12 protein-coding genes and 1 pseudogene are annotated in these 12,871 nt (G+C 56.3%); 11 read left to right on the plus strand and 2 right to left on the minus strand.

Translation table 11 applies throughout. The annotated features are described in order from the left end of the window. Positions 1 to 516 precede the first annotated feature (516 nt). The 8 genes from ACYCZJ_RS03660 to ACYCZJ_RS03695 all read left to right on the plus strand — a co-directional run bounded on the left by ACYCZJ_RS03660 (position 517) and on the right by ACYCZJ_RS03695 (position 9,024). A complete protein-coding gene (locus tag ACYCZJ_RS03660; RefSeq protein WP_461552863.1) occupies positions 517 to 1,770 on the plus strand; it encodes a TolC family protein in 1,254 nt (417 codons plus the stop codon). After that, the gene (locus tag ACYCZJ_RS03665; RefSeq protein WP_461552864.1) at positions 1,770 to 3,293 is read left to right on the plus strand and encodes an efflux RND transporter periplasmic adaptor subunit; all 1,524 of its coding nucleotides are present in this window, start codon (positions 1,770 to 1,772) and stop codon (positions 3,291 to 3,293) included. Before ACYCZJ_RS03660 ends, ACYCZJ_RS03665 begins: the two co-directional genes overlap by 1 nt. Next, positions 3,290 to 6,418 carry an efflux RND transporter permease subunit gene (locus ACYCZJ_RS03670; RefSeq protein ID WP_461552865.1) on the plus strand — a complete coding sequence of 1,043 codons (3,129 nt, stop codon included), beginning with the start codon at positions 3,290 to 3,292 and terminating at the stop codon, positions 6,416 to 6,418. Before ACYCZJ_RS03665 ends, ACYCZJ_RS03670 begins: the two co-directional genes overlap by 4 nt. Before the next feature lie 108 nt (positions 6,419 to 6,526). Further along, on the plus strand, positions 6,527 to 6,883 hold the full coding sequence (locus ACYCZJ_RS03675; RefSeq protein WP_461552866.1) for a copper-binding protein: 357 nt from the start codon (positions 6,527 to 6,529) through the stop codon (positions 6,881 to 6,883). Positions 6,884 to 6,986: 103 nt separating this feature from the next. Next, positions 6,987 to 7,415, plus strand: coding sequence for a heavy metal-responsive transcriptional regulator (locus ACYCZJ_RS03680; protein ID WP_461552867.1), 429 nt, complete (start codon positions 6,987 to 6,989; stop codon positions 7,413 to 7,415). Continuing rightward, positions 7,412 to 7,669, plus strand: coding sequence for a glutaredoxin family protein (locus ACYCZJ_RS03685; RefSeq protein ID WP_461552868.1), 258 nt, complete (start codon positions 7,412 to 7,414; stop codon positions 7,667 to 7,669). Before ACYCZJ_RS03680 ends, ACYCZJ_RS03685 begins: the two co-directional genes overlap by 4 nt. Before the next feature lie 43 nt (positions 7,670 to 7,712). Next, positions 7,713 to 8,327 carry a hypothetical protein gene (locus ACYCZJ_RS03690; protein WP_461552869.1) on the plus strand — a complete coding sequence of 205 codons (615 nt, stop codon included), beginning with the start codon at positions 7,713 to 7,715 and terminating at the stop codon, positions 8,325 to 8,327. Between the two features lies 1 nt (position 8,328). Then, the gene (locus ACYCZJ_RS03695; RefSeq protein WP_461552870.1) at positions 8,329 to 9,024 is read left to right on the plus strand and encodes a cytochrome c biogenesis CcdA family protein; all 696 of its coding nucleotides are present in this window, start codon (positions 8,329 to 8,331) and stop codon (positions 9,022 to 9,024) included. A 35-nt stretch (positions 9,025 to 9,059) separates the two neighbouring features. Here the strand turns inward: ACYCZJ_RS03695 and ACYCZJ_RS03700 are convergent, their stop codons facing one another. Next, positions 9,060 to 9,398 carry a hypothetical protein gene (locus ACYCZJ_RS03700; protein ID WP_461552871.1) on the minus strand — a complete coding sequence of 113 codons (339 nt, stop codon included), beginning with the start codon at positions 9,396 to 9,398 and terminating at the stop codon, positions 9,060 to 9,062. A gap of 56 nt (positions 9,399 to 9,454) precedes the next feature. Beyond that, positions 9,455 to 9,685 (minus strand): SHOCT domain-containing protein, encoded by a 231-nt coding sequence (locus ACYCZJ_RS03705; protein ID WP_461552872.1) that lies wholly within the window; start codon positions 9,683 to 9,685, stop codon positions 9,455 to 9,457. Between the two features lie 167 nt (positions 9,686 to 9,852). On the opposite strand from ACYCZJ_RS03705, the pseudogene ACYCZJ_RS03710 reads away from it, so the two are divergent. The 3 genes and pseudogenes from ACYCZJ_RS03710 to ACYCZJ_RS03720 all read left to right on the plus strand — a co-directional run. Then, positions 9,853 to 10,340 (plus strand): annotated as a pseudogene (locus tag ACYCZJ_RS03710) (transposase); the annotation flags it as partial. A 126-nt stretch (positions 10,341 to 10,466) separates the two neighbouring features. After that, entirely contained in the window at positions 10,467 to 11,810 is a 1,344-nt protein-coding gene (locus ACYCZJ_RS03715; protein ID WP_461552873.1) for an NAD(P)/FAD-dependent oxidoreductase, read from the plus strand. Beyond that, a complete protein-coding gene (locus ACYCZJ_RS03720) occupies positions 11,810 to 12,871 on the plus strand; it encodes a chorismate transformation enzyme, FkbO/Hyg5 family (RefSeq protein WP_461552874.1) in 1,062 nt (353 codons plus the stop codon). Before ACYCZJ_RS03715 ends, ACYCZJ_RS03720 begins: the two co-directional genes overlap by 1 nt.

The raw sequence follows: 12,871 nt of genomic DNA on the forward strand, positions 1-12,871 counted from the left end.
GGCTTGAATAATTGCATATTGAATGCCAGGTATTTGCGCAAAAGGCCATAAAGCTAATATGATCCGGTTATGAAAGTGCTACGCCAGCTGCTTATTCTGCTTTTTAGCCTCACATTGCCGTTAAACGGCTATGCGGCGCTGGCGGCTGTGCTTCCCTCTTGCTCCTGCCCCATGTCGCAAGATCAGAATATGGCTTCGATGTCGAATGATCAGTCATGTTGCTGCCACTGCAACGATAGCGGAGACAAGCACAGTACACCAGGCAAATGCGACCAAAACCAATGTGCACAAATGTGCAAAACGGCCAATCCATTTCCGGCGCTGTCCGTGAAATTTGTTCCTTTCGCCTTACCCCAGTGGCTATCCTTGCCACCATTATCTACCCGCATCATTTCCTCCGACGCATCCGGCGTCTGGCGTCCGCCGCGCTTGCTCTGATTCTCTGATCTGGTTGTTCCCTCACCTGGTGTGAGGGGCTGTGCGCTTATGAGCGCGCTCATCCTGGGAGTTTTGAGCATGAATACATTCCTGTTGCCTGCATGGCGGCGAAATGTGCTGGCTATTACCGTGGCAATTATTGCTGTGCCCGCCGTCGCCGCACCCCTGAGTTTTGAAAAGGCCCTGCAACTGGCCGAGCGTACCGCGCCTTCGCTAGCCGTGGACAACGCTCGGATCGAAGCGGCGCGACAGGCCGCCATTCCTGCCGGAGAACTGCCCGACCCGAAACTGATGCTCGGTATCGACAATTTACCCATCAATGGACCGGATCGCTTTAACCTCAACCGTGATTTCATGACCATGCGGCGCATCGGGGTCAGTCAGGAAGTGCCCAATTCAGACAAGCGTCAGGCACGTGTCGACGTGGCGCAGAGCAGCATAGCGGTGGCCGTCGCCGAGCGCAGCATCGAACGGCTCAAGGTGCGGCGCGAAGTCGCACTGGCCTGGATTGCCCGCTACACCGTGGAACGCAAGCTGGCATTGTTCGACGAGTTATATCGCGAAAACCGGTTGCTGGCGGAGGCGGTGCGTTCCCGCATTGCCGCCGGCCGCGGCCTGGCAATGGACGCTATCCTGCCACGCCAGGAAGCGGCTGCACTGGCGGATCGCCACGACCAGCTGGAGCGCGAACGCAGCGATGCCGAAGCCGCCCTCAAGCGCTGGATAGGTCCGGAGGGAGGAGAACCGCTGGCAGGCGAAGCGCCGACCTGGCCGATTATGCCAACCACGCTCGCAGACCATCTGCATCGCCACCCCGAACTCGCCGTTTATGACTCGAAGACGAATCAGGCCGAAGCCGAAGTGCGCGAGGCCGAATCCACGAAAAAACCCGACTGGGCAGTGGAGCTCGCCTACCAGCAGCGCGGCCCGGATTTCAGCAACATGGCCTCCATCCAGTTCACCTTTGACTTGCCGGTGTTTGCCGCACGCCGCCAGGATCCACAAATTGCCGCCAAACGTGCAGAGCTGATCCGCATTGACGCGGAGCGCGAAAACACTCTGCGCGAGCACGCACAGATGCTGGCGACCGACCTGGCTGCCTACCGGCAACTCGACCGTGCCGTGCAACGCCAGCACGATAGCCTGATGCCACTGGCGCAGGAGAAGGTCCAATTGGCGCTAGCGGCCTACCGTGGCGGCCAAACCGATCTGGCAACGGTGATTGCCGCACGCAGCGAATGGATCGATGCCCGCCTCAAGGCCATCGATCTTGAAGGCCAGCGCGCACTGGTCGCCGCACGCCTCCACTATGCCTACGGGGAGCATAAATAATGAATGCAAAATACCTGAAACTGGCCGTGCTGACGCTGGTACTTTTGGCCGTCGGTGCAGCAGGTGGCTACTGGTGGGCAAACCATGCCCAAATAAGCCCAAGCCCGGCAAAAACTGCGTCTTCGCCAGCCCAGGCCGAGCGCAAGCCGCTGTACTGGTATGACCCGATGGTACCCCAGCAGCATTTCGACAAGCCGGGTAAATCGCCGTTCATGGACATGGCGCTGATACCGAAATATGCCGATGACAGTGGCAATAAAGCGGAGGCTGGGTCGGTCAAGATCGATCCGAGAGTCGTGCAAAACCTGGGCATGCGCACCGCCAGCGTCACCCGGGGCAGTTTGACGCCGAAGCTGGAAGCCACCGGTGTTCTGGCTTTCAACGAGCGCGATGTGTCCATTGTGCAGGCGCGCGCGGCGGGGTTCGTGGAGCGGGTATTCGCACGGGCGCCGGGTGACGTGGTCGCAGCGGGCAGCCCGCTGGTCAGCCTGCTGGTGCCGGAATGGAGTGGTGCGCAACAGGAATTTCTGGCGCTGAAAAAAAGCGGCGATGCGGGACTGATGGACGCTGCACGGCAACGCATGCAAGTGCTGGGTATGCCGTCCCAACTGATCCAGCAGGTGGAGCGCAGCGGCGTCCCGCATCCGGTGGTGACCGTGAGCTTCCCGATGAGTGGCGTGATCCGCGAACTCGATGTGCGCGCCGGCATGACGGTGACCAGCGGCCAGACCTTGGCCAAGGTGAATGGCCTGGGCACGGTCTGGCTCGATGTGGCGGTGCCCGAGGCGCTGGCCCAGCAGATAAGGGTCGGACAAAGCGCGCAGGCACGGCTGCCGGCACTGCCGGGTGAAGTTATCCAGGGACGCGTGACGGATATCCTGCCGGAGGCCAACCTCGATACCCGCACTCTGAAGGTGCGGGTCGAGCTGCCGAATAAACATGGTCATCTGCGCCCGGGGCTGACTGCACAGGTGCAACTGGCGGACAGCAATCAGCAAAGTGTGCTGCTGGTACCGACCGAGGCGATTATCCGTACCGGCAAGGGCGCCATGGTCATGGTGGCCGAAAGCGGCGGCCATTACCGGCCGGTGGAAGTACAAACCGGTGCCGAGGCAGGCGGGCAAACAGCGGTGCTGAGCGGTTTGAGTGAAGGCCAGAAGGTGGTCACCTCCGGCCAGTTCCTGATCGATTCGGATGCCAGCCTGCAGGGTATTTTCGCCGCTGCCGACGCCCCTGACACCAGTGCTGACGCTGCACCGGCACCAGCGCCACCCCAGGCGCCAACACCCGTGGCGCTGCACGAGGCAGAAGGCCGTATTGTCGGCATCGGCAAGAGCAAAGTCACCATTGACAGCGGTCCGTTCAAGACGCTCAACATGCCCGCCATGACCATGCGCTTTCCGCTGGCGAACACGCACCTGATCCATGGATTCAAAGTGGGCGACAAGGTACGCGTCGGCGTGCGCCAAACCGATAGCGGCCTGGTGATCGAACGCCTCGAGAAAAACGGAGGCGCCAAATGATCCGGCGCGTCATCGAATGGTCGGTCAACAACCGCTTCCTGGTGCTGCTGGCGACCCTGTTCGCCACAGCATGGGGAGTGTGGGCGGTGATGAGCACGCCCATCGACGCGCTGCCGGATTTATCCGATGTGCAGGTAATTATCCGCACGCCTTACGCGGGACAGGCGCCGCAGATCGTGGAAAACCAGGTGACCTATCCGCTGGCGACCACGATGATGTCGGTACCCGGCGCGAAGACGGTACGCGGCTATTCGTTTTTCGGCGACTCCTTCGTCTATGTGCTGTTCGAGGATGGTACCGATCTGTACTGGGCGCGCTCGCGGGTGCTCGAATATCTCAGCCAGTTACAGGGCAAGCTGCCGGCTGGCGCCAAGCCGTCGCTCGGCCCTGACGCGACCGGCGTGGGCTGGATTTACGAATATGCGCTGGTGGATCGCACCGGCCAGCATGATCTCGCCCAGCTACGCGCCCTGCAGGACTGGTTTCTCAAATACGAACTGAAAAGCCTGCCCAACGTTGCCGAGGTCGCGACCATCGGCGGCATGGTCAAGCAGTATCAGGTGGTGCTCGATCCGGTGAAACTGGCCAGCTTCGGCGTGACGCACGAACAGGTCATCAAAGCCATCCGCAACGCGAATCAGGAAACCGGCGGCGGCGTGGTGGACATGTCGGAATCCGAATACATGGTACGGGCCTCTGGTTATCTGAAAACGCTGGATGACTTCCGCGAAATTCCGCTGAAAGTCGGGCAGGGCGGCGTGCCGGTCACCCTGGGCGAAGTGGCGCATATCCAGCTCGGACCGGAAATGCGCCGCGGCGTTGCCGAACTCGACGGGCAGGGCGAAGTCGTCGGTGGCGTGGTGATCTTGCGCTCCGGTAAAAACGCGCGCACCACCATCGCGGCAGTCAAGGCCAAACTGGCGGAACTGAAAAAAAGCCTGCCGCCGGGGGTGGAAATCGTTCCCACCTATGATCGCAGCCAGCTCATCGACAGCGCAGTGGAGAACCTCAGCCACAAGCTGATCGAGGAATTCATTGTCGTCGCGCTGGTGTGCGTGATATTCCTCTGGCATCTGCGCTCCTCGCTGGTGGCCATCGTGTCGTTGCCGCTGGGGGTGCTGATCGCCTTTATCGTCATGCGCCATCAGGGGATTAACGCCAACATCATGTCGCTGGGCGGTATTGCCATCGCCATCGGTGCGATGGTCGACGCTGCCGTGGTGATGATCGAGAACGCGCACAAGAAGATCGAAGCCTGGCAGCATACGCATCCGGGCGAAACGCTACAGGGCGAGGCGCACTGGCAAGTGATTACTGCAGCTGCCGTTGAAGTCGGTCCGGCGCTGTTTTTCAGCCTGCTGGTGATTACCCTTTCGTTTATTCCGGTGTTCACGCTGGAGGCGCAGGAGGGGCGGCTGTTCGGCCCGCTGGCCTTTACCAAGAGCTACGCCATGGCGGCCGCGGCTGGTCTGTCGGTCACGCTGGTGCCGGTGCTGATGGGATACTGGATACGCGGGCGCATTCCCGACGAGCGCAGCAACCCGCTCAACCGCCTGCTCATCGGTCTTTACCGGCCAGCGCTGAATGCGGTGCTGCGCCGGCCCAAATTGACCTTGCTGATTGCATTTCTGGTCTTCCTCACCAGCGCCTGGCCGGTGAGCCAGCTGGGCGGCGAGTTTTTGCCAGCCATGGACGAAGGCGACCTGTTGTATATGCCGACTGCACTGCCTGGCTTATCCGTACAGAAAGCCACGCAGCTGTTGCAGCAGACTGACCGCATGATCAAATCCGTGCCCGAAGTCGCAAGCGTATTCGGCAAGGCTGGCCGGGCCGAAACCGCGACCGATCCGGCGCCGATGGAAATGTTCGAGACCACCATCCAGTTCAAGCCGCGCGATCAATGGCGTCCCGGCATGACCCCTGCATTGCTGGTCAAGGCGCTGGATAAAGCAGTCCAGGTGCCGGGACTGACCAATTTATGGGTACCGCCCATCCGCAATCGCATCGACATGCTCGCCACCGGCATTAAAAGCCCGATCGGGGTGAAAGTGGCGGGCAACAATCTGGAGCAGATCGACCGCGTCACCCAGGCAATTGAGCATGTTGCCAAAACCGTGCCGGGGATCAGTTCTGCATTGGCGGAACGTCTCACTGGGGGGCGCTATATCAATGTCGACATTGATCGCCGCGCCGCTGCCCGCTATGGCTTGAATGTGAACGACGTGCAGTCGGTGGTGGCGAGTCTGATCGGTGGCGAGAATGTGGGCGAGACAGTGGAGGGGCTGGCACGTTTCCCGATCAATGTGCGCTACGATCGTTCCTGGCGCAGCTCACCCGAAGCGCTGACGCGTTTGCCCATCCTCACTCCCACCGGTGAACAAATCACCCTGGGCACCGTGGCTAAAGTCGGTATCAGCGACGGCCCGCCCATGCTCAAGAGCGAAAATGCGCGCCCCACCGGCTGGGTCTATGTGGACGTCAAGGGCCGCGACCTGGCCTCAACCGTGGCCGATCTGCGCCAGGCGGTGGCACGCCAGGTCAAGCTGGAACCCGGCATGAGCGTGGCATACAGCGGCCAGTTCGAGTATCTGGAACGCGCCAACGCACGCCTCAAGCTGGTGGTGCCGGCGACTTTGCTGATCATCTTTGTGCTGCTTTATTTCATCTTCAAGCGTTTTGATGAAGCCAGCTTAATCATGGTCACGTTGCCGTTTGCACTCACTGGTGGTCTGTGGTTTCTCTACCTGATGGGCTATAACCTGTCGGTCGCAACCGGCGTGGGGTTCATCGCGCTGGCCGGCGTATCTGCCGAATTCGGCGTAATCATGCTGCTCTACCTGAAGAATGCCTGGGATGCCCGGCGTGAGGCAGGGCAAGGCGATGACGCCGGGCTGCTCGATGCAATCCGCGAAGGCGCGGTATTGCGCATACGTCCCAAAGCCATGACGGTGGCAGTCATCATAGCCGGCCTGTTGCCCATACTTCTGGCTACCGGCACGGGTAGCGAGATCATGAGCCGTATCGCCGCGCCCATGCTGGGCGGGATGGTGACCGCACCGCTGTTGTCGCTGTTCGTCATCCCTGCGGCATACAGTCTGATGCGCCGTCGCCGCAGCAAGCCTTGATCCGGATGGGGATGTTCGTGCATGTTTGTTGTACTGCTGTAGCTGTTGTAGAAAGAAGGAAATGAAGCGCTTGGGTTTTAAAATTCATTCACTCAAAAGGAAATCATCATGAAAAAACTGCATTTCATACTCGTTCCCGTTGCATTGGTCGCATTGATCGCGATGCCAGCTGTTGCCGCCGATAAACCCAATATGGCCGGCATGAAGATGGATGCACCTCAAACCACCGCTGGCAAAGTGCATAAAGCCAAAGGCATAGTAAACAGCGTGGATATAAAAGAAGCCAAGGTAAACCTGTCCCATGAAGCAATACGCAGCCTCAACTGGCCCAGGATGACCATGAGTTTCAAGGTTAGCGACAAACAGGACCTGGCAATGCTAAAACCGGGACAGCATGTCGACTTCGAACTATCCGAGGGCAACAAAGGGCAGTATGTCATTACCAAGATAACGCCCGCCAAATAATTGGTTAAGACACAAGGAAGCCGCATGGAATTGCGGCTTAGCCATGGCTTGACCTTGGTGTCTGCTCCAAGGTTTATATTGGCTACAGGGAATGGAGAGTCTCATGTACACCATCGGTAAAGTGGCCAAACAAATGGGCGTCAGCGCCGACACGCTGCGTTACTACGAAAAAGAAGGCTTGATCACGCCGGTATCCAAAACCGCCGCAGGTTATCGGCTTTATAACGACAACGCCTTGCAGCGTATTCGTTTCATCAAACATGCTCAACAGTGCGGATTCACCCTGTCGAATATTAACGATCTTTTGAAGCTCAAGCGTGAGAACAGCGCTTGCTGCAACGATGTGCGCAGTGTTGCGATTGAGAAAAAACTGTATCTGGAACACAAAATCAAAGCCTTGCAGCTGATGTCGCAAGCCCTTGGCGAGCTGATTACTATTTGCGATGACGAAACCAGACCATTGGTGGAATGCCCGATTCTCGCAGCACTGGAAAACAGCCTGGATCGCCGTTCAAAAGGAGTGAGGCCATGATTAAGGTAGAAGTGTTTTCGTCACCGGGTTGCGGTAAATGTACGCAAGCTAAAAATATGCTTAAAGCGATGGTAGACGAAATGGGACGGGGCCAGATCACCTGGCGCGAGGTCGATATTCTGGAAGAAATGGATTATGCGGTGGAACTGGGCGTCATGTCTTCGCCTTCCATTGCAATTAATGGGGAATTGGTATTTTCATCATTACCCAGCACCAAAAAATTGCAGAGTGCATTGAACAAGTGGCTGGCATGAACAATTATTGGGTGGCGGGCCAGCGAATGGACAGGTGGTTGCGATGAATAACATTCTGTTGCTGGCTGCGGCAGTGTTGGGGTTCTTGTCTTTTTTCGAGCCCTGCACGATTGCAACACATACCCTGTTTGCCGTACGTACCAGCCAGAACACCGCAAGGAAAAGATGGCTGATATTGGGTCAACTTATCCTGTCTCGGGCATTTTTACTGGTGGTCATATTCAGCCTTGCTGCCATCATCGGTTTAGCAGAACTTTCTTCTCACATGGCGGAACTGATACTTGGTTTAATTGGCTTCGTCTATCTGATTACACGGAAAATTTATCTGCCAGTACCCCATATCGAGCTTTATCGACTGTTTCCCCAGCATGAGGAACTGCCTCAAGGATTGAAATTAGGTCTGACATTGCCGGCGTGTACCCTGCCGCTGGTGCTCATTGTCGGTATCCTGTCTGCCCTCACACAACAACCGGCTATCGCAATATTGGCAGGTCTGCTGTTTGCAGTGATGTTTACCCTGCCTACGCTGTGGGACAGCACACATGGACTCAGTGCGGAACATCGCGTATTCCTTGCCAAAGTTGCCAGTCTGAGCCCCTATATTACTGCCCTATTGTTATGGGGTAGTGCACTGCTGATTTGGCAAACAGGAGTTTGAAATGGACCTGGAAACATTACGCAGCACGCTCGAACAGGCTAGCCTGGCATCGTTAGGGGTAGGGTTCACGGCGGGGTTTATTTTCAGCTTCAACCCGGTTGCACTCGCGGCAATTCCCGTGTCACTCGCCTATGTCACCAAGGCGCACGAGACCAAAAAAGCTGTTCTGTTTGGCGGCATGTTCATTCTTGGTCTGATTGTGACGCACGTGCTGATGGGATTTATCGCCGGCCTGGGTGGACAATGGGTGCAAAAAATCATGGGGCGTGAATGGGGACTGGTACTGGGTCCCCTATTGATAGTGCTGGGTTTGATGTGGCCTGGATGGATCAAGCTTCCTTTTCCAAGCATCACCTTCCGGGCCAAACGTGCTACAAGCGGTTGGGGTGCATTCGCATTGGGGGTCCCGTTTTCAGTGGCGATATGCCCGTTTTGCACACCTGTCCTCATTATTCTGCTGGGCGTGGCGACCGGGATCGGTTCCCCATTATTTGGCGCCACTTTGCTGCTGGCCTTTGCCCTGGGGCGCGCTGTTCCAATCATATTGGGCGCTTGGGCAATCGGCTGGCTGGAGAGCTTGAAATCGTTGCGACACTCCCAGCATATATTCGAGATAGTCGGTGCGGTATTGTTAATCCTTTCCGGTGTTTATATGTTGAATGCTTACTTTGCCTTCATTCCGGAACTGGTTGCGTGAAGAAGCTTGCCTCCACCCGAGCTTTCCCAATGTGCTTATGCCGGAATTGGCGTATACATAATGCAGTAAGCCATCGCGCTGATCTGTCCATCAACCACCTGGCATGAGCCATTCTGGCAATCTTTCATGGCAGACATGCCAGCACCCATCATGCCTTTGCCCGGAGAGGTTTCGCCTGGTGGAATAAAATACCGGCACATCCCACACATTTTTCCTTGCATGGGATAATTCTGATAATGCACCGCTATTTTGCTTGCCTTAGCCGCTTTGCTGTCGCCGAGTGCAAGTTTTGGCAAGGCAGTTACAGTCACGGAAAGAAAGATTACTTTTCTAAGCCACGCCCGGCGTGAGGAAGGGGTGTCTTGCTTTTCCATGAATACTCCTTTCAACAATCAATGTATCCTCCCGTTGTGTGTCCAGATTCAAATATCTACTGCTTTAAATCATGTTTCTTTTGCGCGAATTCCTCCGCTCCGATTTCACCGCGTGCATAGCGTGCCTTAAGGAGGTCGCTCCCGTTCTCCGGGGATGTCACAGAAGGCGCGGCTGCGCTGAGCAGCGCTTTAACCAGAATCACAATACCGGAAACTACTAGCACTCCAAACAATGCCATGCCTACCCCCATCCAACCCGAACCATTATTCATCATTTGATTCCACATGCGATGTCTCCAGACAAGGTATTTGATTAACTTCAATATAGGACAAAACTACTCAGGAGCACTTGCGAATCAAGCTTGCTGCAGATTGTTGAGCACAGCGGCCTGAGCTGGTATGCCTGAACGCTGCAATCATCGCTTGTTCGGCTGCGGGGACGGCGGCAGCTATTTCGATGCCAACTGATCGGAACACGGGCATCATCTGCGACCAGCGCATCGCGCTGAACGGGTTCTACATCTCGCAGGACTATCCCAATCAGTTGCGGCGCATCCATTTAAAGACCCGGAAACAGGCCAAACGCTGGTGTTCATGACCAACAATACCGCCTTGCCCGCACTGACCATCGCTGCGCTTTACAAGAGCCACTGGCAAGTCGAATTGTTCTTCAAGTGGATCAAGCAGCATCTGCGCATCAAGCGTTTCATCGGCAACAGCGAGAATGCGGTGAAGACGCAGATCTGATGCACCGTCGCCACTTACGTGCTGATTGCCATTGTTAAAAAGAAGCTTCAATTGGATGCCTCGCTCTATACTTTGCTACAGGCTCTTTCGGTGTCTGCCTTTGAGAAAACCCCGCTATCACAAGCCTTTGCAGGCGGTGGGCAAGTCTCGGATCAGACCGATTTTACTAACCAACTAAATTTGTTCGGTTTTTAACCGGACACTACTGATATTTAATATAAAATCAAGTGCATGAATGTGAATTTTTGAGCATGACAAATTCATATAATTGGTGAAGCGATGCGATACAATTCGGGAGATGAATACAAGCCATCTCATTCCATGAAAACTTCTTCCACAGCAACTGCCGATTGCACTTCGGACTGTGATGTCCTGGTCATCGGCGGTGGTCCGGCAGGCTCGACAGCCGCTGCGCTGCTGGCCGAGCGCGGCCACCGTGTGACGCTGCTGGAAAAAGCGCACCATCCGCGTTTCCATATCGGTGAATCACTCCTGCCTGCCAATTTGCCGCTGCTGGAAAAGCTGGGCGTGGCCGATGCGGTGAAGGCCATCGGCATGGAAAAATGGGGCGCGGAATTCGTCTCGCCCTGGCATGACCACAAGCAGACATTCGAATTCGCCGATGCCATGGACAAATCCATGCCCATGGCTTATCAGGTGCGTCGTGCCGAATTTGATGAAATCCTGATCCGCAATGCCAGCTTTAAAAATGCTCGCGTTGTTGAAGGCTGCCAGGTGCAGAACGTCGACTTTCTTCCCGGCAATGAGGGTGCCCTGGTGCAAGGCCGCCACGATGATGGGCACACTGAAACTGTGCATGCGCGTTTTGTGCTTGATGCTTCAGGCCGCGACACCTTTCTCGGCAATCGCCTCAAAGCCAAACAGCGCAACGAAAAGCATAACAGCACCGCAATTTACGCTCACTTTACGGGCGCCGAACGCAACACGGGCAAGGCTGCCGGCAATATCACCATTTTCTGGTTCGAGCATGGCTGGTTCTGGTTCATTCCGCTGGCTGACGGCACGACCAGCGTCGGTGCGGTGACCTGGCCGTATTATCTGAAAACCCGTAACAAAAAACCGCTCGAACAGTTTTTGCAGGAAACCATTGCCCTGTGCGCGCCGCTGAGCGAGAAACTGCAGCACGCGCAATTGTCATCACCAGTGGAAGCTACCGGCAATTTTTCCTACGCCTGCGACCATACCCACGGCAGCAATTATTTGTTGCTGGGAGATGCCTATACGTTCATCGACCCGGTTTTTTCTTCAGGGGTGATGCTGGCCATGCAAAGCGCTTTTGTCGGCGCAGAAACCGTCGACACCTGCCTGCGGCACCCTGAACAGGCTTCAGCGGCCTTCAAGAGATTCGACCGGGCCATGCGGACCGGGCCAAAAGTATTTTCCTGGTTTATTTACCGGGTAACCAATCCCACCATGCGCGATATGTTCATGGGGCCGCGCAATATTTTCCGCGTCAAAGAGGCGCTGCTCTCGATACTGGCCGGCGATGTGTTTGGCAAGACCCCGATTCACGGCCCGTTGCTGATCTTCAAGGGGCTGTATTACACGGCATCCCTGCTCAATTTCAGGCGTACCTTGAAGGCGTGGCGGATGCGTAAACGCAATATCCGTCCGGTGGATGAAGCTGGTGCAACGGTGAGCTGATGCGCAATACTGTATCGCCCCTGCATAGTGCCAGCCTGTCCATCGCAGCATTCCTGAAGCAATCACCACAATGGAAAAACAGTGTGTTGGGCGCGCTGTGTTTTTCCGCAGATGCAGAGGAGTGTCCGATACAAATCGATATGGGAATCCCATGCATGCGTGTGCCCATGCAAAGGCTGGGTACCGGTGATTCTGTTTGCGAGGTGTGGCACAGCAACAGCCCGCTGACTGAAGGAAAAAGTGGCGCAATCCGTTATCGCCATGATGATGCCGTGTTGTTCGGTGTGATCGAATTGCCCGAAAAAATGTTTACGCCCGACCCTGCCAAGACGCCGCTGCAACAAGCCACGGAATCAGCCTACCGTCAGATATTCAACTTGCTTGATAGGCTTCACTACCCCTATCTGTTCCGTTTCTGGAATTACATTGCAGATATCAACACCCACAGCTTTGGACTGGAACGCTATCGTCAGTTCAATCTGGGGCGTCAGGATGCTTTCCTGGCCCATGGACGCGATGTAGTGGGAAATGTCCCCGCCGCCTGTGCCCTGGGTTCTGCTCAGGGGCCATTGGCTATTGCGTTCATGGCCGGACGTGCAGCGCCGCTGAGTATAGAAAATCCGCGCCAGATGAGCGCCTATCAATACCCTGAGCAATATGGCCCGCGCAGTCCGACGTTTTCGCGTGCCAGTCTGGTACGGCTAGAACAGGACGAAGTCTTGTTCGTATCCGGAACCGCCAGTATTGTGGGGCATGAAACGTTGCACCCGACCGATATCCTGGCACAGACTCGCGAAACCATGGCAAATATCGAGGCCGTATTGACGCAGGCAAACCGTCAGGCCAGCCAACCCGGGTTCGATCTGGCCACCATGCATTACAAGGTATATGTACGTCATAGCGCGGATCTGACGCAAATCCGCACCGAACTGAAACGCATCATTGGTACTGAGCCAAATGCAGTCTACCTGCAGGCGGATGTGTGCCGCAATGATCTGCTGGTGGAAATCGAAGCGACGGCAAGCCAAGCATTGATGAACCTGGCTGGTCACAGCGATTGA

It is taken from the genome of Sulfuriferula sp. (assembly GCF_054605375.1).

Bases quoted from the DNA above. Each gene is read 5' to 3' on its own strand.
- ACYCZJ_RS03660 (WP_461552863.1), top strand. From the start codon at position 517: ATGAATACATTCCTGTTGCCTGCATGGCGGCGAAATGTGCTGGCTATT.
- ACYCZJ_RS03665 (WP_461552864.1), top strand. From the start codon at position 1,770: ATGAATGCAAAATACCTGAAACTGGCCGTGCTGACGCTGGTACTTTTG.
- ACYCZJ_RS03670 (WP_461552865.1), top strand. From the start codon at position 3,290: ATGATCCGGCGCGTCATCGAATGGTCGGTCAACAACCGCTTCCTGGTG.
- ACYCZJ_RS03675 (WP_461552866.1), top strand. From the start codon at position 6,527: ATGAAAAAACTGCATTTCATACTCGTTCCCGTTGCATTGGTCGCATTG.
- ACYCZJ_RS03680 (WP_461552867.1), top strand. From the start codon at position 6,987: ATGTACACCATCGGTAAAGTGGCCAAACAAATGGGCGTCAGCGCCGAC.
- ACYCZJ_RS03685 (WP_461552868.1), top strand. From the start codon at position 7,412: ATGATTAAGGTAGAAGTGTTTTCGTCACCGGGTTGCGGTAAATGTACG.
- ACYCZJ_RS03690 (WP_461552869.1), top strand. From the start codon at position 7,713: ATGAATAACATTCTGTTGCTGGCTGCGGCAGTGTTGGGGTTCTTGTCT.
- ACYCZJ_RS03695 (WP_461552870.1), top strand. From the start codon at position 8,329: ATGGACCTGGAAACATTACGCAGCACGCTCGAACAGGCTAGCCTGGCA.
- ACYCZJ_RS03700 (WP_461552871.1), bottom strand. From the start codon at position 9,398: ATGGAAAAGCAAGACACCCCTTCCTCACGCCGGGCGTGGCTTAGAAAA.
- ACYCZJ_RS03705 (WP_461552872.1), bottom strand. From the start codon at position 9,685: ATGTGGAATCAAATGATGAATAATGGTTCGGGTTGGATGGGGGTAGGC.
- ACYCZJ_RS03715 (WP_461552873.1), top strand. From the start codon at position 10,467: ATGAAAACTTCTTCCACAGCAACTGCCGATTGCACTTCGGACTGTGAT.
- ACYCZJ_RS03720 (WP_461552874.1), top strand. From the start codon at position 11,810: ATGCGCAATACTGTATCGCCCCTGCATAGTGCCAGCCTGTCCATCGCA.